General features: G+C 37.7%; 27 protein-coding genes. 26 read left to right on the forward strand and 1 reads right to left on the reverse strand.

The annotated features are described in order from the left end of the window. The first annotated feature begins 63 nt into the window (after nt 1-63). The 10 genes from SFC47_RS11405 to fni all read left to right on the forward strand — a co-directional run bounded on the left by SFC47_RS11405 (nt 64) and on the right by fni (nt 9,226). Nucleotides 64-1,038 (forward strand): YpdA family putative bacillithiol disulfide reductase, encoded by a 975-nt coding sequence (locus tag SFC47_RS11405; RefSeq protein WP_411254567.1) that lies wholly within the window; start codon nt 64-66, stop codon nt 1,036-1,038. Between the two features lie 21 nt (nt 1,039-1,059). Next, nucleotides 1,060-2,016 carry an asparaginase gene (locus tag SFC47_RS11410; RefSeq protein WP_411254393.1) on the forward strand — a complete coding sequence of 319 codons (957 nt, stop codon included), beginning with the start codon at nt 1,060-1,062 and terminating at the stop codon, nt 2,014-2,016. Between the two features lie 93 nt (nt 2,017-2,109). Further along, nucleotides 2,110-2,799, forward strand: coding sequence for a glutamic-type intramembrane protease PrsW (prsW, locus tag SFC47_RS11415; RefSeq protein WP_411254394.1), 690 nt, complete (start codon nt 2,110-2,112; stop codon nt 2,797-2,799). 111 nt (nt 2,800-2,910) lie between these two features. Continuing rightward, nucleotides 2,911-3,870: a spore cortex-lytic enzyme gene (sleB, locus tag SFC47_RS11420; RefSeq protein WP_411254395.1), complete on the forward strand. Its 960-nt coding sequence runs from the start codon at nt 2,911-2,913 to the stop codon at nt 3,868-3,870. A 12-nt stretch (nt 3,871-3,882) separates the two neighbouring features. Then, nucleotides 3,883-5,232: a germination protein YpeB gene (gene ypeB / locus SFC47_RS11425; protein WP_411254396.1), complete on the forward strand. Its 1,350-nt coding sequence runs from the start codon at nt 3,883-3,885 to the stop codon at nt 5,230-5,232. Nucleotides 5,233-5,296: 64 nt separating this feature from the next. After that, nucleotides 5,297-5,476: a YpfB family protein gene (locus SFC47_RS11430; RefSeq protein ID WP_411254397.1), complete on the forward strand. Its 180-nt coding sequence runs from the start codon at nt 5,297-5,299 to the stop codon at nt 5,474-5,476. 152 nt (nt 5,477-5,628) lie between these two features. Further along, entirely contained in the window at nt 5,629-6,303 is a 675-nt protein-coding gene (cmk, locus tag SFC47_RS11435; protein ID WP_411254398.1) for a (d)CMP kinase, read from the forward strand. 2 nt (nt 6,304-6,305) lie between these two features. Then, complete coding sequence (locus SFC47_RS11440) at nt 6,306-6,887, forward strand: lysophospholipid acyltransferase family protein (protein ID WP_411254399.1); 582 nt, start codon at nt 6,306-6,308, stop codon at nt 6,885-6,887. 128 nt (nt 6,888-7,015) lie between these two features. After that, complete coding sequence (gene rpsA, locus SFC47_RS11445; RefSeq protein WP_411254400.1) at nt 7,016-8,155, forward strand: 30S ribosomal protein S1; 1,140 nt, start codon at nt 7,016-7,018, stop codon at nt 8,153-8,155. Nucleotides 8,156-8,167: 12 nt separating this feature from the next. Then, nucleotides 8,168-9,226: a type 2 isopentenyl-diphosphate Delta-isomerase gene (gene fni / locus SFC47_RS11450; protein ID WP_411254401.1), complete on the forward strand. Its 1,059-nt coding sequence runs from the start codon at nt 8,168-8,170 to the stop codon at nt 9,224-9,226. 26 nt (nt 9,227-9,252) lie between these two features. On the opposite strand, the gene SFC47_RS11455 is transcribed toward fni, so the two are convergent. Next, nucleotides 9,253-9,396 carry a YpzI family protein gene (locus SFC47_RS11455; protein ID WP_411254402.1) on the reverse strand — a complete coding sequence of 48 codons (144 nt, stop codon included), beginning with the start codon at nt 9,394-9,396 and terminating at the stop codon, nt 9,253-9,255. Between the two features lie 110 nt (nt 9,397-9,506). Here SFC47_RS11455 and SFC47_RS11460 point away from each other — a divergent pair, with 110 nt between their 5' ends. The 16 genes from SFC47_RS11460 (at nt 9,507) to aroH (ending at nt 23,414) form a co-directional block, all read left to right on the forward strand. Beyond that, the gene (locus SFC47_RS11460; RefSeq protein WP_486348376.1) at nt 9,507-10,115 is read left to right on the forward strand and encodes a YphA family membrane protein; all 609 of its coding nucleotides are present in this window, start codon (nt 9,507-9,509) and stop codon (nt 10,113-10,115) included. A gap of 210 nt (nt 10,116-10,325) precedes the next feature. After that, nucleotides 10,326-11,636 carry a ribosome biogenesis GTPase Der gene (gene der / locus SFC47_RS11465; RefSeq protein WP_411254404.1) on the forward strand — a complete coding sequence of 437 codons (1,311 nt, stop codon included), beginning with the start codon at nt 10,326-10,328 and terminating at the stop codon, nt 11,634-11,636. 21 nt (nt 11,637-11,657) lie between these two features. Continuing rightward, on the forward strand, nt 11,658-12,713 hold the full coding sequence (locus SFC47_RS11470; protein WP_411254405.1) for an NAD(P)H-dependent glycerol-3-phosphate dehydrogenase: 1,056 nt from the start codon (nt 11,658-11,660) through the stop codon (nt 12,711-12,713). Between the two features lie 241 nt (nt 12,714-12,954). Continuing rightward, nucleotides 12,955-13,140 carry a DUF2768 domain-containing protein gene (locus SFC47_RS11475; RefSeq protein WP_411254406.1) on the forward strand — a complete coding sequence of 62 codons (186 nt, stop codon included), beginning with the start codon at nt 12,955-12,957 and terminating at the stop codon, nt 13,138-13,140. A gap of 21 nt (nt 13,141-13,161) precedes the next feature. Beyond that, a complete protein-coding gene (locus SFC47_RS11480) occupies nt 13,162-13,869 on the forward strand; it encodes a hypothetical protein (RefSeq protein WP_411254407.1) in 708 nt (235 codons plus the stop codon). A gap of 284 nt (nt 13,870-14,153) precedes the next feature. Then, a complete protein-coding gene (spoIVA, locus tag SFC47_RS11485) occupies nt 14,154-15,632 on the forward strand; it encodes a stage IV sporulation protein A (protein ID WP_411254408.1) in 1,479 nt (492 codons plus the stop codon). Between the two features lie 361 nt (nt 15,633-15,993). Then, nucleotides 15,994-16,266: a non-specific DNA-binding protein Hbs gene (gene hbs, locus SFC47_RS11490; RefSeq protein ID WP_034676225.1), complete on the forward strand. Its 273-nt coding sequence runs from the start codon at nt 15,994-15,996 to the stop codon at nt 16,264-16,266. A 146-nt stretch (nt 16,267-16,412) separates the two neighbouring features. Further along, a complete protein-coding gene (gene folE, locus SFC47_RS11495) occupies nt 16,413-16,979 on the forward strand; it encodes a GTP cyclohydrolase I FolE (RefSeq protein WP_411254409.1) in 567 nt (188 codons plus the stop codon). Nucleotides 16,980-16,991: 12 nt separating this feature from the next. Beyond that, entirely contained in the window at nt 16,992-17,228 is a 237-nt protein-coding gene (gene mtrB / locus SFC47_RS11500; RefSeq protein ID WP_411254410.1) for a trp RNA-binding attenuation protein MtrB, read from the forward strand. Between the two features lie 154 nt (nt 17,229-17,382). Next, nucleotides 17,383-18,201, forward strand: a complete 819-nt coding sequence (locus SFC47_RS11505; protein ID WP_411254411.1) for a heptaprenyl diphosphate synthase component 1 — start codon at nt 17,383-17,385, stop codon at nt 18,199-18,201. 4 nt (nt 18,202-18,205) lie between these two features. After that, complete coding sequence (locus SFC47_RS11510) at nt 18,206-18,910, forward strand: demethylmenaquinone methyltransferase (RefSeq protein WP_411254412.1); 705 nt, start codon at nt 18,206-18,208, stop codon at nt 18,908-18,910. A 46-nt stretch (nt 18,911-18,956) separates the two neighbouring features. Then, nucleotides 18,957-19,919 carry a heptaprenyl diphosphate synthase component II gene (hepT, locus tag SFC47_RS11515; RefSeq protein WP_411254413.1) on the forward strand — a complete coding sequence of 321 codons (963 nt, stop codon included), beginning with the start codon at nt 18,957-18,959 and terminating at the stop codon, nt 19,917-19,919. A 171-nt stretch (nt 19,920-20,090) separates the two neighbouring features. Further along, nucleotides 20,091-20,537: a nucleoside-diphosphate kinase gene (ndk, locus tag SFC47_RS11520; protein ID WP_411254414.1), complete on the forward strand. Its 447-nt coding sequence runs from the start codon at nt 20,091-20,093 to the stop codon at nt 20,535-20,537. Nucleotides 20,538-20,775: 238 nt separating this feature from the next. Next, the gene (gene aroC, locus SFC47_RS11525) at nt 20,776-21,948 is read left to right on the forward strand and encodes a chorismate synthase (protein ID WP_411254568.1); all 1,173 of its coding nucleotides are present in this window, start codon (nt 20,776-20,778) and stop codon (nt 21,946-21,948) included. Beyond that, complete coding sequence (aroB, locus tag SFC47_RS11530) at nt 21,948-23,018, forward strand: 3-dehydroquinate synthase (RefSeq protein ID WP_411254415.1); 1,071 nt, start codon at nt 21,948-21,950, stop codon at nt 23,016-23,018. The genes aroC and aroB overlap by 1 nt, the downstream gene beginning before the upstream one ends. A gap of 21 nt (nt 23,019-23,039) precedes the next feature. After that, on the forward strand, nt 23,040-23,414 hold the full coding sequence (gene aroH, locus SFC47_RS11535; RefSeq protein WP_411254416.1) for a chorismate mutase: 375 nt from the start codon (nt 23,040-23,042) through the stop codon (nt 23,412-23,414). The last annotated feature ends 43 nt before the right edge of the window (nt 23,415-23,457 follow it).

The following is a 23,457-nucleotide window of genomic DNA, read 5'->3' on the forward strand; positions in this document are numbered from 1 at the left end:
AAAAAACTCCTATCATATGACGGTAGGAGTTTTTTTGTGGAATAATAAATTGAGGTGATCAATTTGAACATAGAGGATATAATTATTGTCGGAGGGGGACCATGTGGTTTAGCAGCAGCTATTTCCTTAAAAGAAATTGGGCTTAACCCGCTAATTATTGAAAAAGGGAATGTGGTTAATGCCATCTACCATTATCCGACACATCAAACTTTTTTTAGTACAAGTGAAAAGCTGGAAATAGGAGATGTTCCATTTGTAACAGAAAACTATAAACCAAAACGCAATCAAGCACTCGTCTATTATCGAGAAGTTGTTAAGCGGAAACAATTGCGTGTGAATTCTTTTGAAATTGTGTCGAAGGTTTCAAAAAGCGCAGACGGTTATCAAGTAGTTACAAATAGACAGACCTATCAAACGCCATTTGTTGTGATCGCAACAGGATATTATGACCACCCAAACTATATGAATGTACCTGGAGAAGCATTGCCAAAAGTATCTCATTACTTTAAAGAAGCACACCCCTACTTTGATAAAGATGTGTGTGTAATTGGCGGTAAGAACTCCAGCGTAGATGCAGCAATTGAATTAGTAAAGGCAGGTGCCAGTGTAACTGTTTTATACCGTGGCAAAGAATATTCCCAGAGCATAAAGCCGTGGATACTCCCGGAATTTGAGGCGTTGGTTCGAAACGGTACGATTACGATGGAATTTAATTCTGAAATTATTGAGATTACCAATGACCAGGTACGCTATAAAAAAGAGGGTAAAGAAGAAAAAACGATAAAAAATGATTTCGTTTTTGCAATGACAGGTTACCGTCCAGATCATCAATTCCTGAAAAATATGGGGATAACCATTGATGAAGAAACGGGAAGGCCGCTTTTTAATCCTGATACAATGGAAACTAATATTGAGGGCATTTATATCGCAGGAGTAATTGCTGCAGGTAACAATGCAAATGAAATATTTATTGAAAATGGCAGGTTTCACGGGGGACTTATTGCCCAATCAATTAAGGAAAAAAATTTAAAAAATTGAATAAAGGGTGAAAATGATTAGATGAAAAAGGTTGTCTTATTAACAACTGGCGGAACAATCGCCAGTAAACCCAATAAAGAATCAGGTAAATTAGCTTCAGGGGAACTAACAGGTGAAGAACTGGCTGCGATGTGTAATCTGCCAAATGATATTGAAGTTGTTGTCGAATCTGTATTTCAAAAAGCGAGTATACATATTACATTCGATGATCTAGTATTCTTAAAAAATAAAATCAAAAAGTATTTTGAAGACGATCAGGTTTCAGGAATAGTCGTTACACATGGAACAGACACGCTTGAAGAAACAGCTTATTTCCTAGATTTAACCATATTGGACCCGCGTCCAGTGGTCATTACAGGCTCACAGCGCTCTCCTGAGGATTTAGGAAGTGATGTTTATATAAATCTAAGACATGCTATCTATTCGGCCTGTTCAGAGGATTTACGTAATGCTGGTGCCGTAGTTGTGTTCAATGAACGGATATTTGCTGCTCGATATGTAAAAAAAGAGCATGCCTCCAATATACAAGGATTTAACGTTTTTGGATTCGGATACCTTGGGATTATTGACAATGATGTAGTTCATATTTTCCAAAAGCCAATAAGGCGTGAATATTTTGATGTTCAGTCACCTATTCCCCAAGTTGAAATTGTAAAATGCTATATTGGAGCGGATGGGAAATTTATTAAGGCTGCCAGAGAATCTGGAGTCAAAGGGATTATCCTTGAAGGAGTTGGACGCGGTCAAGTAGCTCCTCAAATGATGGAGGAAATAGAAAAATCACTTTCAGAAGGAATTGTCTTGGTGATCACAACGAGTGCTGAAGAAGGTTCAGTCTATACCACTTATGATTATAAAGGCAGTGCCTATGATCTATACAATAAGGGTGTAATTCTTGGAAGTGATAATGATTCCAAAAAAGCAAGAATTAAATTAGCAGTGGCACTAGCAAGCGGGTTAGAGAAAATAAATTTTTAAAAGCTATTAAAAAATGGATATATTCTTTGATTTAAATAATGACAATATCATGTTAGGATTAAGTATATGAATTATTTGAAATGAGGATTATCCATGCTGGGAATTTTATCAGCCGGCATCGCCCCAGGTTTGGCCTTGCTGAGTTATTTTTATTTAAAAGATGAATATGAGTCAGAGCCAATTTCCGTGGTATTTAGGACCTTCATGTACGGTGCTCTATTGGTGTTTCCTATCATGTTTATTCAGCATGTACTTCATACGGAAAATATCATTAAATCTGGTTTTATTGATGCATTTCTATCATCGAGTCTGCTCGAAGAGTTCTTTAAATGGTTTATCCTTTTCTATGCGATTTACCAGCATGTAGAGTTAGATGAGCCTTTTGATGGAATTGTTTACGGCGTGGCTGTTTCCCTGGGGTTTGCCACTGTTGAAAATATATTTTATTTACTGGCCAATGGTATTGAACATGCAATGGCAAGGGCGCTGCTCCCTGTTTCAAGTCATGCGTTGTTCGGAGTTATAATGGGATTTTACATCGGGAAGGCAAAATTTACAGAAGGTAAAAAAACAAAATGGGTATTTATATCCCTGCTTTTACCGTTCATTCTCCATGGATCGTATGATTATATATTAATTTCACAAGAGAACTGGATATATATCATTTTACCCTTTATGATCTTTCTTTGGTGGTTTGGATTAAGAAAGGTTAAAATGGCTAGGATTCTTACAACCAACCATAAGAAAAAACAATATTCTTCTCAAAATTCCTTTCATTCATAATGAGAATTTCCCCTCATTTACGTGAAGGGGATTTTTTTTTGAATAAATTTGCCATTAAAACAAAAAATAGGCTTACATCTTAAAAGATTTACAACTGGGGGTTACTTTACCATGAAGAAGAAAATGTATAAATTTATTTTTCCACTCTTAATCTCCCTTTGTATGGTGCCATTTACCTTTCTGGAGGACAACAGGACATATGCATTCTCTAACCAGGTCATTCAACAGGGAGCAGTTGGGGATGATGTCATAGAACTTCAATCCAGACTTCAGTATTTGGGCTTTTACAATAGGAAAATTGATGGTGTGTTCGGGTGGAGCACCTATTGGGCATTAAGGAATTTTCAATATGAGTTTGGATTACCTATCGATGGTCTTGCAGGCGCAGAGACCAAGGCAAAATTAGCGAAAGCCAGCAAATATAATAAGCAATTTGTAAAGGAACAAATCAATAAGGGTAATAAATTTACCCATTACGGCGGAGTAGATCCAAAAAAACAAAGTGCACCGAATCCAAAAGCCCAGCCGAAAGCGCAACCTAATGCACAGCCAAAAGCCCAGCCGAAAGCGCAACCTAATGCACAACCAAAAGCACAACCTAATGCTCAGCCAAAACCACCGGCTAATACGGCGAATCCTAAACAGGCTGCACCAAAGCCGGCAGCTCCAAAAGCTCCGCCAAAAAAACCAACAGCTGCGAACACGCCTGGCGGCTTCTCAAGTAACGATATCCAATTAATGGCGAATGCTGTTTATGGAGAAGCAAGAGGTGAACCCTATACAGGGCAGGTCGCAGTAGCTGCCGTCATTCTTAATCGTGTTAATAGTGTATCCTTTCCAAATACTGTATCCGGAGTAATTTTTGAACCGGGTGCATTTACGGCGGTGGCAGATGGACAAATTTGGCTTACTCCGAACGAACAAGCTAAGAAAGCTGTACTCGATGCTATAAATGGTATTGATCCGACTGGAGAAGCACTATATTATTTTAATCCAGCCACAGCAACAAGCAAGTGGATTTGGTCAAGACCACAAATTAAACGAATCGGGAAACATATTTTTTGCGAATAGAGGGTGAAAAGGATGATAAGAGGAATTATCATCGGTGTTCTTGCAGTGGGTGTTGCAGGTACTGCTTATTGGGGCTACCAAGAACATCGAGAAAAAAATGCCATATTAATCAATGCTGAAAATAATTATCAACGAGCCTTTCACGATCTAACTTATGAGATGGATTTACTTCACGACAAGATTGGAACGACTCTTGCTATGAATTCTAGACATTCCTTGTCTCCTTCATTAGTAGAGGTTTGGCGATTAACTTCGGAAGCACACAATGATGTCGGTCAACTTCCGTTAACATTGCTGCCGTTCAATAAAACCGAGGAATTTTTGGCTCAAATTGGAAAGTTTAGTTATCAAACGGCAGTAAGAGATCTAGACAAAGAACCACTTTCAGAAGAGGAATATGAAACACTAAAAGTTTTATATAAGCAATCTGGTGAAATCCAGAATGAGCTTCGAAAAGTTCAGCATATGGTGCTGGAAAACAATCTAAGATGGATGGATGTCGAACTTGCATTAGCCTCAGGGAAAGAAAAAACCGATAATACAATTATTGATGGTTTTAAAACAGTCGAAAAAACGGTTTCAGGCTATGATGAAAGTGACTTCGGACCTAGTTTTACAAACATGCAGCAGAAAGATGAAAATTTTAAGAAAATCAAAGGAAAAACAATTTCTGAAAAAGAAGCCATCAGCATTGCAAAAAAATATATGAAATTTGATGGGAATGCAGAAGTAAAAGTCACAGAGAGTGGTAAAGGGTCAGATTATGGTTTTTATAGTATTTCTATAAAAAATAAGAAAACAGGCCAAGAGGGCAGTATGGATATCACAAAAAAAGCAGGATATCCAATATGGTTTATTAACCATAGGGAAGTTGACAAGCAGAAGATTAGTTTAAATGATGCAAATCTTAAGGCTGCGGCTTTTCTAAAGGAAAATGGATATGAAAATCTAGAGTTGTTTGAAAGTATGCAATATGATAACACAGGGGTCTTTAATTTTGTCACTAGTGAGAACAAAATTAGGATTTATCCCGAGGCCATAAAGGTAGAGGTGGCACTTGATAATGGGAATATTATTGGTTTCACTGCAGAAGAATATCTAAAATCCTTCCAAACAAGGGAAGTAGAAAAACCAGTCCTGACGAGTGAGCAAGCTCGGGCAAAAGTAAATCCTAACTTTAAAATCATGGAAGAAAGACAAGCGATTATCGTGAATGATTTAAATAAGGAAGTACTGTGTTATGAGTTTTTAGGAACGATAGATGATGATACCTATCGAATCTTTATTAATGCCAAAGATGGGACCGAAGAAGAGGTAGAAAAGTTAAAGAACGCTGAAGAAGTATACGATGAAGTAATCTAAGAATGCAGAATAAAACTTTACCATCACTCCAATAATAGTAGTAATTGGTTATTGGAGTGATGGTATGAAAGTAGTAGAAAGAATATTGATAAAGATTGTTTTGATTCAATTTATCTTTCTTTTTTTAGCGCAGCTATTCTTACATCAGTTGGATGTTTTCCCGCAATTAGAACAATTAACTAAATACGAGGGAGTCAATGAAAATACATTCACTGAAATATTACAAACCTTTAATGGTGATTAAAAAGCAGAATTCCTGCTTTTTTTTTATTCTAAAAAGGGAAAAGTAATAAGAAATTTAAATTTAAAAATGTTAAAAAAAAGAGGCTTGTACCATTCTTATGGTAAAATAAAACTATGATGTTCTAGACAATCATGAATGACTTAGGAGGATTTATGGAAAATAAAATATCAATTGCCATAGATGGCCCAGCTGCAGCCGGCAAGAGTACAGTAGCTAAAGTTGTCGCAGAAAAGTTATCCTACATATATATCGATACTGGTGCGATGTACCGCGCCTTAACTTACAAAGCATTAGCTAACAACATTGATCTTGAAGATGAAAATAGTTTGTTAGACACTTTACTTAGCACAAAATTAGATCTTTATCCATCTCCAAATGGACAATTGGTGTTTCTGGATGGCCAAGAAGTGACGGATGCCATTCGATCTTCTGAGGTAACAAATTCTGTTTCGATGGTAGCTGTGCACCAAAAGGTACGGGAAGAAATGGTTAGAATGCAACAATCCTTTGCTGTAAATGGAGGAGTTGTAATGGATGGCAGGGATATCGGAACCCATGTATTGCCAAATGCAGAGGTAAAGGTTTTCTTGCTTGCAAGTGTGGAGGAAAGAGCTGTTAGACGGCATACAGAAAATCTTCAAAAAGGGTATCCTTCTGATTTAGAACAATTAAAGGAAGAAATTGCCCGCCGTGATAAAATTGACTCTGAAAGAGAATTTGCTCCATTAAAAAAAGCGGATGATGCAATTGAAATTGACACCACATCTTTGTCTATACCTGAAGTAGTTGAAAAAATAATGGATCTCGTGTATGAAAGGGTTGGATAAGTGTGACGTTTTATTCATTTGCAAGATCGGTTGTGGCGGGTGTATTGAAACCACTGTACCGAATTGAAGTGATTGGGTTAGAGCATTTCCCTAAAGAAGGGGGAGTGCTGCTTTGTACCAACCATATTCATAATTTTGATCCGTTAGTCGTTGGTACAACGGCCCCTAGACCTGTCCATTTTATGGCCAAGGAAGAAATATTCAAAGTCCCTGTACTAGGCAATATCGTTAGAAAGTGTAATGCTTTTCCGGTAAAGCGGGGTATGGGGGACCGTGAAGCATTAAGAGCAGGTTTAAAAGTATTAAAAGAAGGAAATGTTTTCGGGCTTTTTCCGGAAGGGACTAGGAGTAAAACTGGTGAAATTGGAAAAGGTTTATCTGGTGCGGGCTTTTTTGCGCTAAGAACAGAAGCCAATGTTCTTCCCTGTGCGATTATTGGACCGTACAAGAGTTTTGGTAAGTTAAAAGTGGTTTATGGCAAGCCGATATCTATGGAAGATATAAGAAATCGTAAGGCCTCTGCAGATGAAGTAACTGAATTAATTATGTCAGAAATCCATAAACTTATTATGGAGTATCGATAGGTTCTGCTTGACAAAAACCGCTATTTGTAAGAAGTTAATAAAAAGAGATTTTATTAGAAAATTCACTCGTTTATCATGTAATTAAAAATATATTTTACCAGCAATAAATGGATTAAGGAGGAATACATATGTCGGAAGATATGAATCAAGTTGAAGTCAAAAATTACACAATTGGAGATAAAGTCACTGGGCAGGTCACCAAGGTAGAAGAAAAACAGGTGATTGTAAATATTCAGGACAGTAAACATGACGGTATTATTCCAATAAGTGAGCTCTCCAGCCTTCATGTTGAAAAAGCCTCTGATGTAGTTTCTGAAGGTGATGAATTGGATTTGGAAGTTCTAAAAGTAGAAGAGGATGCTATCATCTTATCAAAAAGAAAAATTGATGCCGAGAAAGCTTGGGTTCATCTTGAGGAACTTTTTAATAGCGGCGAAGTAATTGAAACGGAAGTGAAAGATGTAGTAAAAGGTGGTCTGGTCGTTGATCTTGGCGTGCGCGGATTTGTTCCTGCATCTTTAGTAGAAGCACATTTTGTTGAAGATTTTACTGACTATAAAGGTAAGAATCTTACTTTTAAGATTGTTGAACTTGATAAGGAAAAAAATCGTTTAATTCTTTCTCACCGCGCAGTTGTAGAAGAAGAGAAAGGAAAGCATAAGAAAAACATTTTAAATAGTATTACACCTGGGCAAGTTTTAGATGGAACAGTACAAAGAATCACTGATTTTGGTGCTTTTGTTGATATTGGCGGTATTGATGGACTTGTTCATATTTCCCAATTGTCATATCAACATATTAATAAACCATCGGATGTAGTTCAGGAGGGTGAAAAAGTAAAGGTTAAGGTTCTGAATGTTGACCGTGATAATGAAAGAATTTCTTTATCTATTAAAGAAACACAGCCGGGACCATGGTCGGACGTAGCAGAAAAAGCACCTAAGGGCAGCACATTAACTGGAACCGTTAAACGCTTAGTATCATATGGTGCCTTTGTTGAAGTTTTCCCTGGTGTTGAAGGACTTGTTCATATCTCACAAATTGCACATAAGCATATTGGTACACCGCATGAGGTATTAAAGGAAGGACAAGAAGTACAAGTAAAAGTGCTCGATGCGAATGAGCAAGAGCAGAGACTGTCTCTAAGCATTAAGGATCTTCTCGAAAAGGATGCCGAAGAGAACTTTGATTATGAACTTCCTGAAGAATCTAAAGGTTTCCAGCTTGGGGAAATGATTGGCGATAAATTAAAGAATCTAGGAAAATAATGGTGATAAACAGTGTCTAGATCTGAACGGAAATGGGACCATATTCGCTATGCCCTAGAAACAGGGCAAAAACGATTAACAGCATTTGATGATATTCATTTTATTCATCAAAGTTTACCAAACATTAATGTTTCAGATATTTCTATTCACCAAAAAATTGGCGGACTTTCTTTAAGTTCGCCAATTTTTATCAATGCTATGACAGGCGGCGGAGGCGAGAAAACGTACTCTCTAAACAAACAGCTTGCAATGGTTGCTAAAGAGACGGGTCTTGCAATTGCAGTGGGGTCACAAATGTCAGCATTGAAAGATAAATCTGAGAGATATACATATGAGGTTGTTCGAAAAGAGTACCCTGATGGAGTTCTTATTGCTAACTTAGGAAGTGAGGCAACTCCTGATCTAGCAAAAGCAGCGATTGAAATGATTGAGGCAAATGCTTTACAGATTCATTTAAACGTCATTCAGGAGTTAGCAATGCCTGAAGGAGACCGTGAATTTTCTGGTGCTCTAAGGAGAATAGAAAGCATTGTGAAAGAGGTAAACGTTCCCGTTATTATTAAAGAAGTTGGTTTCGGTATGGGAAAGGAAACAGTTGAGTCTCTTGCTTCTGTTGGAGTTTCTATTGTAGATGTAGGCGGCTTTGGAGGAACCAACTTTGCCGAAATTGAAAACAAGCGCAGTGTTAATTCTAAAGAGGTTTTTAATCTATGGGGAATTCCTACCGCAATTTCAATTGCAGAAGCCTCACGTGCGCCTGTACCGATGACAATCATAGGTTCTGGCGGGTTTACCTCTAGCATTGATATGGCAAAAGGAATCGCATTAGGTGCAAGCGCCGTTGGCTTTGCGGGTTATTTCTTGAAAATTCTTGTTGAAGAGGGGATGGAATCCTTAAAAGAAGAAATAATTTCCCTGCATCATGGATTAAAAATGATCATGACTGCGTTGGGAGCCCAATCTATTTTAGAATTACAAAGTGCTCAACTAATTGTGTCTGGTTACACCCACCATTGGTTAACAGAGAGGGGAATCGACACCAAGATATACAGTCAGCGAACGATAAAATAAGCTCCCGAGAAACGGGAGCTTATTTTTTAACTATACTTATTATCGTTTAATCCTCTTGCTTCTTCAGGGCTTTGCAGTTTTGTTGCCCCAGGATAATGTAACGCCTGGTCGCGATCTGATTCAACTCTTCCACTTGCTTTTAACTTTTTTTCTTGTCGATCCTTACCCATTCCTCCACACCTCCTACTATTAACATGATTTTCTTGCCTAAAGATTATTCAGTGAAGTATGAAACTACATAAAGAATACCGATAATGGAAATAGTAGGAGGTGTGTGATAGTGGAAGGTTCATTGTTTTTTTGGATCCTTTGGTTTTTTTGGGTTGTTATAACTTTTTTTATGAATAAGCAAAATCCGTATCGTGCAAAATTTGCACCTTGTATTTTAGCTGTCATTATTCTATCAACTGTTCATTTTAAGGTTGGGAGTTTTCAGATTTTTGCTAGTGGATTACTTTTGCTGTTATTATCTTATATTATTTTAAGTAAGAAAAAGCTGGCTTCGTTGTTATATACCTATATATGTTCATTTATTGTAACCATTTCATACGTTACCTTTAATTTATTTGTCATTTTTGACCCAGTATGGGTAATCTTTCAAAAGGAATGGATGATGGGATTTTGCTTAAGCTGCTTGGCAATTATTTTGCAAAAGTCATTAAAAGACAGATTGTTGATTATTGTTAGCGGCACCATGCAAGGAGAGATACTCTATGCTTTTTACTTAAGTAAATTTGATTTTTCCTACCCAATAGGGGCAATACCCTATCTGGATGTCTCTGCTTTGGTAATTTTGCTAATAGTATGCTGGTGTGCCCTAGAAAATGCAGGTACATTCTTTCAAACCCATTTTCACTTTATGGAGAAGGGGAAGCAAAAGTCATCTTAATAATTATCTAGCTGCAGGTGCCCTCCACTTTTCAAAGTTGCAGGAAAGGATTCACATTGCTAAAATAATATGGTTAGACCCTTCTCTTGGATAGAAGGGTTTCTTTATCATTAGTACGCAATTGCTTAATTATTTGAATTGAGTTTCTCTGCTTAACGATAAAATAACAAAATATTGATAAATATATGGATAGAAAGGATGGCGATTATAATGGTAAAACCTGTTATAGCCATTGTAGGGCGACCGAATGTCGGGAAATCGACTATTTTCAACAGAATTGTTGGAGAAAGGATTTCCATCGTTGAAGATATCCCTGGGGTAACGCGTGATCGTATTTATAGCTCAGGAGAATGGCTGACTCATGATTTTAATGTAATAGATACTGGTGGTATTGATATTGGGGATGAACCATTTCTTGAGCAAATTCGTCAACAAGCCGAAGTAGCTATCGACGAGGCGGATGTTATCATTTTTTTAACTAATGGCAGAGAAGGAGTTACTGCTGCAGACGAAGAGGTAGCAAAGATTTTATATAAATCTAAAAAGCCAATTGTATTAGGTGTTAATAAAATTGATAATCCCGAAATGCGTGAACAAATCTATGATTTTTATTCTTTAGGATTTGGTGAACCAATTCCGGTATCTGGATCTCATGGTCTTGGCTTGGGTGACCTTCTAGATGAAGCAGCCAAACATTTTCCAAAGAATAAGGCGCAGGATTATGATGCAGATGTCATTAAATTTTCATTAATCGGCCGTCCGAATGTTGGAAAGTCATCATTAGTGAATGCCATACTTGGAGAAGACCGTGTTATTGTAAGTGATATTGCAGGAACTACTAGAGATGCTGTGGATTCACCTTATACATACAATGGGGATAAGTATGTCATTATCGATACTGCTGGAATGCGTAAAAAAGGAAAAGTCTATGAGAGTACCGAAAAGTATAGTGTACTGCGTGCTTTAAGGGCAATAGAGCGGTCTGATGTAGTCTTAGTCGTGATTAATGCAGAAGAAGGAATTATTGAACAGGATAAGAAAATTGCTGGTTATGCACATGAAGCTGGCAGAGCAGTTGTTATTGTTGTTAACAAATGGGATGCAGTAGAAAAAGATGAAAAAACCATGAAGGAACTTGAACAAAAAATTAGAGAACATTTCCTTTTCTTAAGTTATGCACCGATTGTTTTTTTATCTGCTAAGACGAAGAAACGTATTCATACTCTTCTGCCAATGATCAATACTGCTAGTGAAAATCATTCAATGCGTGTCGAAACGAGCGTTTTAAATGATATAATTATGGATGCAGTAGCTATGAATCCAACACCTACAGATAAAGGACGACGATTAAAGATTTATTATACTACGCAAGTAGCTGTGAAACCGCCAACCTTTGTCGTTTTTGTTAATGAACCAGAATTACTGCATTTTTCTTATGAGCGCTTCTTAGAAAATCGAATTCGTGAAGCTTTTGGATTCGAGGGAACCCCGATAAAAATTTACGCAAGAGAAAGAAAATAATTTTACGGTGGAGTGATTTAAATGCAGGAAAATAAAGAAGTCATTGCTGTTGTTGGTGCTGGAAGCTGGGGAACTGCTCTTGCGATGGTCCTTGCAGATAATGGACATAAAGTCCGGCTGTGGAGCCATAATGAAACCCAAGTTTCAGAAATCAATCAATACCATACGAATAAAAAATACCTGCCAGATATACAGCTGCCAGAATTAATTGTCGGCTATGCATCATTAAGTGATGCATTGGCAGGAATAAAAACAGTTATTTTAGCAGTACCTACGAAAGCAATTCGTGAAGTGCTCGGAAAAGTACGTCCTGTTCAAGAAAAACCTTTAACGATTGCCCATGTTAGTAAGGGGATTGAACCGGATTCCCTGCTCCGAATATCTGAATTAATTAAAGAAGAGATGCCGAGTGAGCTGCTAAAAGCTGTTGTCGTTTTATCTGGTCCAAGCCATGCAGAGGAAGTCAGCAGGAGACACCCTACAACAGTAACGGTTTCGTCTGAGGATATGAATGCCGCAGAAGAGATACAAGACTTGTTTATTAATCATAATTTTCGAGTCTATACCAATCCGGATGTGATTGGAGTAGAAATTGGCGGTGCCTTAAAGAATATCATCGCCTTGGCTGCTGGAATAACGGACGGGCTTGGTTATGGTGATAATGCAAAAGCGGCCTTAATAACCAGAGGATTAGCAGAAATAGCTCGTTTAGGAACCAAAATGGGAGCAAACCCATTAACGTTTTCTGGATTAACGGGTATAGGTGATTTAATTGTGACTTGTACAAGTGTCCACTCTCGGAACTGGAGAGCAGGAAATCTGCTTGGGAAGGGGAAGAACCTTGAGGAGGTTCTCGAAAACATGGGAATGGTTGTAGAGGGTGTGAGAACCACCAAAGCAGCCTATCAGCTGGCGCAAAAATATAACGTCAGTATGCCGATTACATGTGCCCTTTACGATGTGTTGTTTAATGGTAAAAATGCAAAAGATGCTGTGGATGTATTAATGGCTCGTGGGAAAACCCATGAAATGGAAGATTTAGTGAATATTCTCGAGGAAAGAAACCTTGAAGATTAAAAATTGTGCATTTTCTCTGAAAAATAGGCATTCATTGAGTGCGTTTTCCTGCATCGCTGCATACAATGCAAGCGAAGCACACGTGTAGTATGAACCGAATCAATGGGTTGTTTAGTCACTAAGACTGAAGTAAGGAATTCGCCCCTCTTTACTTCAGTTTTTTATTTTGGAAAAACCAAAACTTTTCATGAAAGTATCTTTGTTATGGTATAATAGCTTTCGGAATAAGGGGGGTGTCCTAATGTCACCAGGTATGCTGAAAATGTGGATATCAATTGCAGGAATGGGTCTGATGTTCCTGGCGATTATTACAATATATCTAAGCCGTTATAAGTTAAAAGGTATTTTAAAGGTGTTAACTGCGGTCCTGGCTTACATTTTTTTATTTATTTCAGGTATTACGTTAGTTGTTGTCCTTTTTACATAATTCTGAAAAACAGGTGATTGTATGAATTGGAAAGTCATTTGCACAGTACTAATCTTTACAACATTGATACTATCTGGATGCATGTATCCCTCTGAGAAGTTAGCGGAGAATCAAATCCCATATACAGACCAACTCCAGGCGGTTCAACAGGCTGTGAACTCCTTTAAGGAGGACAACGGGGGAATTCTGCCAATAAAAACAAGAGATGCAGTGACTCCAATCTATCAAAAATATCCGATAGACTTTAAAAAAATTTCTCCTAAGTATCTTGCAGAGCCGCCAGGCAATGCTTTTGAAAGCGGCGGGATCTTCCAATATGTTCTTGTGGATGTAGAAACAAATCCAACTGTAAAACTATTAGACCTTAGGATGGTTGATACCATTCGAGATATCAAACTAAGGATCAAATCTAATGGATATCCGCCATATAAAAATCAGCTTAGTGAGGGTGTGTATACGTTAGATTTTAATAAACTAGGCTATAAACAGGAGCCGTACGCTGTCAGCCCATTTTCTAATCAAAATCTGCCTTTTGTGGTTACAACAGATGCAGAAGTCTATGTAGACTACCGGCAAGATTTATACCACCAGTTAAAAAAAGCGGAAAAAACGGTAAAACCAGGTGAGGATATTCGTAATCTTCTTGTAGAAGATTCCATGTTTGTTCCTGCCTATTCCTTACCATATACAATTGATGAGAAAAATGAACCAGTTTTTTTAAAGCAATAAGAATATCAAATAGTCATAACCCTTCGCCTCAGAAATATATTGTAGGAGTAGGGTTTTTTTTTGGTCAAAAAATGATTGTTGTATTTACCTCGAGAAACCCTCATTCAATCAACTGTTAAGACACAATAGATAACTGGATATTCATGGATTATTTATTGAAGGGGGTAAAAAAATTATAAAAAAGTGTCATAACAATATAGGACAACGTCATAAATATATATTGTCCAAAAATATCTTGATGGATAATATTATCCCACTTTACTCTATGATCGGGAGGGGATCACTTGGAAAAGGTTGATATTTTCAAAGATATTGCCGAAAGAACTGGCGGTGATATTTATTTAGGAGTAGTAGGTGCGGTTCGAACAGGCAAATCCACATTTATAAAGAAATTTATGGAGCTTGTGGTTTTACCGAATATAGACAATGAGGCTGAAAGATCAAGAACAGTTGATGAACTTCCTCAGAGTGCAGCAGGGAAGACAATCATGACAACAGAGCCAAAATTCGTTCCAAATCAAGCAGCTTCTGTTCATGTTGATGAAGGTCTTAATGTAAATATTAGACTCGTTGATTGTGTTGGATACACTGTTCCAGGTGCAAAAGGGTATGAGGATGAAAATGGTCCAAGAATGATTACTACCCCTTGGTACGAGGAACCAATCCCGTTCCATGAAGCGGCCGAAATTGGTACGCGAAAAGTAATACAAGAGCACTCCACAATTGGCGTAGTAGTTACCACTGATGGAACTATTGGCGAAATTCCAAGAAGTAATTACATTGAAGCCGAGGAACGCGTAATTAATGAGCTGAAGGAAGTTGGCAAACCGTTTATTATGGTTGTTAATAGCGCTCAGCCTTATCACCCTAGTACAGAAACACTCAGGTCCAGCTTAGCAGAAAAGTATGACATTCCTGTTCTGGCGATGAGTGTTGAAAGCATGCGTGACAGCGATGTTCTCAACGTACTCAGAGAGGCTCTATATGAGTTTCCGGTCCTTGAGGTTAATGTTAATCTGCCTAGCTGGGTAATGGTATTGAGAGAAAACCACTGGCTTCGAGAAAGCTACCAAGAAGCTGTTAGAGAAACCGTTAAGGATATCAAGAGATTAAGAGATGTGGATCGGGTTGTGCAGCAATTCAGCGACTTTGACTATATTGAAAGAGCTGGTTTAGCGGGAATTGAAATGGGTCAAGGTGTTGCAGAAATTGATCTATTTGCTCCAGATGAGCTTTATGATGATATATTAAAAGAAATCGTTGGTGTGGAAATCAGGGGTAAAGATCATCTGCTAGAGCTTATGCAGGATTTTGCACATGCAAAAGCAGAATATGATCATATATCTGATGCATTAAGAATGGTTAAACAAACTGGCTACGGTATTGCGTCGCCATCACTATCAGATATGAGCCTTGAAGAACCTGAAATTATTCGCCAGGGTGCAAGGTTTGGAGTCAGGCTGCGAGCGGTTGCCCCATCCATTCATATGATCAAGGTTGATGTTGAATCAGAGTTTGCTCCAATTATTGGGACAGAAAAACAAAGTGAAGAGTTGGTCCGCTACCTAATGCAGGACTTCGAGGATGATCCATTATCCATCTGGAACTCAGATATCTTTGGACGTTCATTAAGCTCTATTGTCAGGGAAGGTATTCAAGCCAAACTGTCTTTGATGCCAGAGAATGCAAGGTATAAACTAAAAGAAACCTTAGAAAGAATCATTAACGAAGGATCAGGCGGGTTAATTGCAATAATCCTTTAATCTTGAAGACTCCAATTGGAGTCTTTTTTCTTATTTTTACAAAAATCAACAGCCAAAATTTCGAAATTTAGTAGAAATTTGTAGAAATGAAGAAAAGATTACCATTATTTCATGAATTATTCTTGATAAGCGTAAATGATTGTGATAATCTTTTATCAGACTTACGTTTGGTGCTGAAAACCTTTATATAATAGGGTTTTTATTAAAAAAGTAGTTTAAATATCAAAAATTACAATTTTTGATTACTTTGCCAATAAAACCGCGCTATGACGTATAGAAATTAGAAAAATTGTTTAGAAATGTAGATAGGTAATCTTATTTACGATTCTTAACTTATAATTATTGGGAGGAGGTGAATAGCATGAACAAGACAGAACTAATTAACGCAGTTGCAGAAGCTAGCGAGCTTTCTAAAAAAGACGCTACAAAAGCAGTTGATGCTGTTTTTGATTCAATTCTAGATGCTTTGAAAAATGGTGATAAAGTCCAACTAATCGGTTTTGGTAACTTTGAAGTACGTGAACGTGCAGCACGTAAAGGACGTAATCCTCAAACTGGTGAGGAAATCGAAATTGGTGCAAGTAAAGTTCCTGCTTTCAAACCAGGTAAAGCACTTAAAGATGCAGTAAAATAATTACATAAATTTATTGCCTCGGCAAAAAGGTCATGGTAATTACCATGGCCTTTTTTCTTTGGTGTTCTAACTATGAACATCACTTTTGTTGTGCTAATATGTATTTGTCATATATACTTGGTTGATATATAGTAGGGGGAATATGCATGTCTGAAGTGAATCGTACCCAAATTGAAGAGGCAGTACGTTTAATATTAACAGCGATTGGTGAAGATCCGAAAAGAGAAGGCTTGCTTGATACTCCGAAACGAGTAGCCAAAATGTACGCAGAGGTTTTTAGCGGTCTTTATGAAGACCCGGCAAAACATTTCGAGACTGTTTTCAGTGAAGACCATGAGGAATTAGTTTTAGTAAAAGATATCCCATTCTATTCTATGTGTGAACACCATCTTGTACCTTTTTTTGGTAAAGCACATGTAGCTTATATACCAAAGGATGGTCGTGTGACTGGGTTAAGCAAGTTAGCGCGAGCGGTTGAAGCCGTCGCTAAAAGACCCCAGCTACAAGAAAGAATAACGTCCACGATTGCTAATAGTTTGATGGAAAAATTAGCTCCACATGGAGTAATGGTTGTTGTCGAGGCAGAACATATGTGTATGACAATGCGCGGGGTAAAAAAACCTGGGTCAAAAACAGTAACAACTGCAGTACGGGGCAATCTTGCAAATGATACCATTGCCCGTTCTGAAATATTATCATTAATTAGGAGTTAGCGGGGTGATACTATGGAAAAAAGATTATCACAAAGCAGTGATTTTGTTGTGATCAAAGCTGTTGACGATGGCGTAAATGTAATTGGATTGACGCGGGGCAGTGACACAAAATTTCATCATTCGGAAAAGCTTGATAAAGGTGAAGTGCTTATTGCTCAATTCACTGAACATACTTCAGCGATAAAGATTAGGGGTAACGCAAAAATAATGACGCAATTTGGCGAAATTGAAAGCGAAACGAAAAAATAAGCACTGGCTGGATTTTCATTCTATTTCAATACCGTGGAAATGTATTTATTTTGTGAATTTCTGCCCATACATAAGCTTTTATGATATAATTGTCACTGCCTTGTTTATACACGAGGGTCGTAATAAATATTATTAATTCGGGGAAGCAAGGGTGATGAATTTGCCAGACATTCGACAAAAGTTTACAGACATTAAGGAGCAAGTTGAGCAAAAAGTATTTCATCCTTACTTGCTAAAATATATTGAGAAGCCTGTAATTGATGAAGATAGACTGCTTATTCTTGTGTCCATTATGGATCGACTCGAAATGTCTTACAATGAGTTAAAAAATTATTCGATGACAACTATGTTAATCCAGATTGCCCTTGATACCCATGAACATATATCTAATGCAAATGTGGATGAAAAAAATAGACAATTAACGGTCCTGGCTGGGGATTATTATAGCGGTTTATATTATAAACTATTGGCAGAGTCAGAAAATATCTTGATGATAAAGGAACTCTCCAAAGGGGTAAAAGAGGTTAATGAACATAAAGTTTCCTTCTATCAAAAGGAACTTGTTGGAATTGACAACCTAATGACAAGTATAAAGAATATTGAAAGCTCTTTGCTTGTTAAATTCTCTGAATGTTTTAAAGTAGAATTATGGAATGAGTTTATAGTCAATTTATTTTTTTTCAAGCGCTTGCTTTCTGAGAAGAAACTCTTTATGGAAGCTGGAAACAGCCATGTGTTTGAATATATAAAGGATATTACTCTTCCTAATAAACATTTAACATTAAAACAATTATCAGATAAACAAAAAAGAGATTTATTAGTGATTTGTGATCGGTATCTTGATTCTTCAAAACAATACATTCTAAAAGGAATCAGTCAGCTGCCATACTTAAATGATATGCTTGAAGCTAGAATTACTTCGATCATTAATGAACATCAACCAATTGCGAAAACTTTAGTGGAAGAAGGGTAAGCAAATGCAGCAGTCTAAGGAACAACGAGTCCATAAAGTCTTTGAGAAAATATCCGATAACTATGACAAGATGAACTCGGTTATTAGTTTTCAGCAGCACATCAAATGGCGTAAAGATACCATGCGTAGAATGAATGTCAAACGGGGTTCTAAAGCGCTGGATGTATGCTGCGGAACAGGGGACTGGACGATTGCTTTAGCTGAAGCTGTTGGTCCTTCAGGTGAAGTGACTGGATTGGATTTTAGTCAAAATATGTTAAATGTGGGAATTGAAAAAGTTAAGAACCTGGGTCTAAATCAGGTTAACTTGATTCATGGTAATGCAATGGAACTGCCTTTTCCTGATAATAGCTTTGATTATGTAACGATTGGATTTGGATTACGAAATGTTCCAGATTACCTTCAAGTCTTGAAGGAAATGAATCGGGTCTTAAAACCTGGAGGCATAGGGGTTTGCCTTGAAACCTCACAGCCTACCTTGATTGGGTATAAACAGTTATATTATTTTTATTTTAAATTTATCATGCCTTTATTTGGCAAGTTATTTGCAAAGAGTTATGAGGAGTATTCTTGGCTCCAAGAATCTGCAAGAAATTTTCCTGGTATGAAAGAACTAGCGAGAATGTTTGAAACAGCAGGCTTTAAAGATGTGTATTATAAGCCTTATAGCGGCGGAGCTGCAGCTGTTCATATCGGATATAAAAAGTAAATTCTTTAATAGACATGCAAACAGGACGAAAAGCTGGTGAATACAAATGAAATTAAAGATGATGTATTCATTTTTGAATTCAGATATAAATACAATCGAGAGAAGATTAGAAGAGACTATTCAAGCGGATTCTCTTTTATTAAAACGGGCTTCTTTGCATACCCTTCAGGCAGGAGGTAAAAGAATTCGGCCTGTTTTTGTTTTATTGGCTGGAAAATTTGGTCAATATGATATAAATATAATGAAAAACGTGGCTGTTGCTCTTGAACTTATTCACATGGCGTCACTCGTGCATGATGATGTCATTGATGACGCAGACCTGCGAAGGGGTCAGCCAACGGTTAAAGCAAAATGGGATAATAAAACTGCCATGTATACTGGTGATTTTATCTTTGCGCTTTCACTTGAATTAATGAGTGAAATAAACAAGCCCTTAGCCCATAAAATATTAGCGAATACGATTGTTGAAGTAACTGTTGGTGAAATTCAACAAATAAAGGATAAGTACCGATTTGATCAGAATCTCAGAGATTATTTACGTCGAATCAAGAGAAAGACTGCGCTTCTCATTTCTGCCAGCTGTCAGCTCGGTGCTATTGCTGCAGATGTTGATGAGGCTACACATAAAAAGCTGTACTTATTTGGATATTATGTTGGAATGGCTTTCCAAATTACAGATGATATCTTGGATTTTACTTCCTCAGAAGAGGACCTTGGAAAGCCTGCAGGCAGTGACCTGCTGCAAGGGAACATTACAGCCCCCGCTCTCTATGCCATGGAGAATGAGAGTATTCACAGAGAGATAGAAAAGGTTCATGAGGACATGGATCCTATTCAAATTCAAAAAGTTATCACTTTAATTAAAGAATCCGGTGCTATTGAAAAGTCAATTGCATTAAGCGATCTATATTTAGATAAAGCGTTAGCAGTATTAGAACAGCTGCCAGCTAATCGCGCCAAAAAGACACTTCGTGATATCGCCAAATTCATTGGCCGCAGGAAGTATTAACAAATTGGGAGTTAATCAATGATTAACTCTCTTTTTTTGTGGATGTCCCCCTCTTATAACGTAAAGGTGAATTTCTTTTACCGGCTTGCGAAATATTCAAAACAATGTTAATATTTTCGGTGGGTTGTTCTAATCAACATCCATATACATACATAACTAGGAGTGGAATTCATGGAAAAAACATTTTTAATGGTGAAGCCTGATGGTGTACAACGTAATTTAATTGGAGAAATCGTTGCTCGTTTTGAAAAAAAGGGCTTTCAATTAGTTGGAGCTAAATTAATGAGTATCCCTGCTGAACTTGCTGAGGAGCACTATGGAGAGCACAAAGAACGTCCATTCTTTGGTGAACTAGTAGACTTCATTACATCTGGACCTGTATTTGCAATGGTTTGGCAAGGTGAAAATGTTATTGCAACTGCACGTCAAATGATGGGATCTACAAATCCTAAAGATGCTGCACCAGGCACAATCCGCGGCGATTTTGGCTTAACAGTTGGAAAGAATGTTATTCACGGTTCTGATTCACCTGCAAGTGCAGAACGGGAAATTGGTTTATTTTTCAAAGATGGCGGAGTTGTAGAGTACTCAAAACTAGTTAACGAATGGATTTACTAATTTAGATAAAAGGCACTTGTATTACATATACAGGTGCCTTTTTGTATGCGCATACATAAAAATGATTAAAATATTTCAGAAACAATAGTGTACAAATAGGTTAACTGTTATTATCATTAAATAAATAATCATCAATCAATTTATGCTATTTTCAGATAATTACACTAGGTTTATTAGTCTAATTATGGTATATTGATAAAAATCCTTTAATGAGTTGAAGGGGGAAAGTGAAATGGGAATGAGATACTTAACAGCTGGGGAATCACACGGTCCACAATTAACGACCATATTAGAAGGACTGCCAGCAGGAATGCCATTATTGGCTGAGGATATTAATACAGAGCTCGGGAGGCGGCAACAGGGATACGGCCGCGGAAGACGGATGCAAATTGAAAAGGATACCGTTGAAATTACCTCTGGAGTCCGACATGGTGAAACACTTGGATCACCTGTTGCTTTAGTAGTAAAGAATAATGACTGGAAGCATTGGACGAAGATTATGGGAGCTGACCCATTACTAGAGGGACAAGAGGATGAGGTTAAACGAAAGATCACTAGACCAAGACCTGGACATGCAGATTTAAATGGGGCAATAAAATACGGGCACCGAGATATGAGGAATGTTCTTGAGCGTTCTTCTGCACGTGAAACTACTGTTAGAGTAGCCGCCGGAGCAGTTGCAAAGAAACTATTATCACTAGTCGGTGTATCATTAGTTTCTCATGTTGTTGAAATTGGCGGAATTAAGGCCAATCCAAATCCAGAGTTATCAATGGAAGAAATAAAGGAAAGAACAGAGCTTTCACCTGTACGCTGTGCTGACCCTCTCGTGGAGCAGGAAATGATGAATGCAATTGACAATGCTAAGAAGAATGGTGACTCAATTGGGGGAGTCGTTGAAGTCATTGCTTCAGGAATGCCTGCAGGATTAGGCAGCTATGTGCAATATGATAGAAAATTAGATGCAAAGCTGGCAGCAGCGATTATAAGCATAAATGCATTTAAAGGAGTAGAGTTTGGAATCGGCTTTGAAGCTGCAAGAAAGCCCGGAAGTGAAGTACATGATGAGATTGTGTGGAATGATGAAACAGGTTATACGCGTAAGAGTAATCGTCTAGGTGGTTTTGAAGGCGGAATGACAACCGGTATGCCAATTGTTGTCCGCGGAGTAATGAAGCCTATTCCAACTTTATATAAGCCGTTAATGAGTGTTGACATCGATAGCAAGGAACCTTTTTCTGCAAGTGTAGAGCGTTCTGACAGCTGTGCTGTTCCTGCAGCAGCCGTAGTGGCAGAAAATGTGGTGGCATGGGAGCTTGCTAATTCCCTGGTAGAACAATTTTACAGTGACCGTTTCGAAACGTTTGCAGCTGAAATTAACCGTCAGCGTGAATATGCGAGGGAATTTTGATGGATACCATTGAAATCCAAACGAGTTCCAAAAGCTATAGGGTGTTTGTGGGCCAAGGTGTAAGAAGTGAAATTAAGACTTTTTTAACCAATCATTTTACAAATCTGACTAGAATATTAATTATTACAGATGAAACAGTTGGCAGTATTCATCTTAATAAGGTATTACCGTTTTTAACCGAATGGAATCCAGTTGTTTTTACTGCTCCGAGCGGGGAAAAAGCAAAAACGTTTGAAGTTTTCTATGATGCTTTATCAATGGCATTAGAAAATCATCTTGATCGGAAATCTGCAATCCTTGCTTTTGGCGGAGGTGCAGTAGGTGACTTATCAGGATTTGTTGCAGCATCGTTTATGAGAGGAATACCCTTTATCCAAGTACCTACTACCATCCTCGCTCATGATAGTGCTGTTGGGGGAAAAGTAGCAATTAATCACCCTCTCGGCAAAAATATGATTGGTGCTTTTCATCAGCCTGAGGCTGTTTTTTACGATTTAGAATTACTCGATTCATTGCCTGAGCAAGAAATTCGTTCTGGTTTTGCAGAGGTTATTAAGCATGCACTTATTTATGATATAGACTTTTATCAATGGTTGAAATCAGATATCAAGCAGCTGGATTCACTAAGTGCTGAACAGTTATTTAGATTTCTTACAAAAGGAATTCAAATTAAAAACGAATTTGTTTCAAAGGATGAGAAAGAGACAGGAATTCGTGCATATTTAAATTTTGGACATACATTGGGACATGCAATTGAATCAGAAATGGGCTATGGTAATTTTACACATGGAGAGGCTGTAATGATTGGTATGATCTTTGCGCTAAAGATCAGTAAAGAGGTTAAAGGGCTATCTTTTGATACAGATGAGTTTAAAGCCTGGGTTCAAGGTCTTGGGTACCAAACGGAAATACCAGCGCATTTATCAGCGGATTCATTACTTTCAAAAATGAAGCAGGATAAAAAATCTGCGGGTGGTTCAGTGAAGTTTGTAGTGTTAGAGCAAATAGGGAAACCAATACTTCAAGAGCTTTCGGATGAATTTCTATTAGATCAGCTCAAGAATTTTTAAAAAACAAGGGGTGCTTTTCAAATGATTAGAGGGATGAGGGGAGCAATCACCGTCGATTGTAATACCGAGGAAGCAATCGTTTCTGCAACAGAAAAACTTGTGAAACAAATGATAGAGGGAAATAATATACTGCCTGAACAGGTAGCTTCTGTTTTTATTTCAACAACAGAGGACTTAAATGCAGTTTTTCCTGCTAGAGCATTGCGTAATTTTGAAGGTTGGACGTACGTTCCTGTTATGTGCATGAGGGAACTGCCAGTGCCGAATTCTCTGGAAATGTGCGTTAGAGTCATGATGCATGTAAATACAGCTTTGACACAGGAAGAAATTGTTCATGTTTATTTAGGCGGAGCAAAGGTATTAAGACCGGATTTAGGGAATACCTTGGCTAAGTAGACAGTGGCAGGATTATTTAGATCTTTAAGGATGGAGTGGAGAT

The organism is Neobacillus niacini, assembly GCF_046591715.1.
Classification (GTDB): domain Bacteria; phylum Bacillota; class Bacilli; order Bacillales; family Cytobacillaceae; genus Neobacillus; species Neobacillus niacini_L.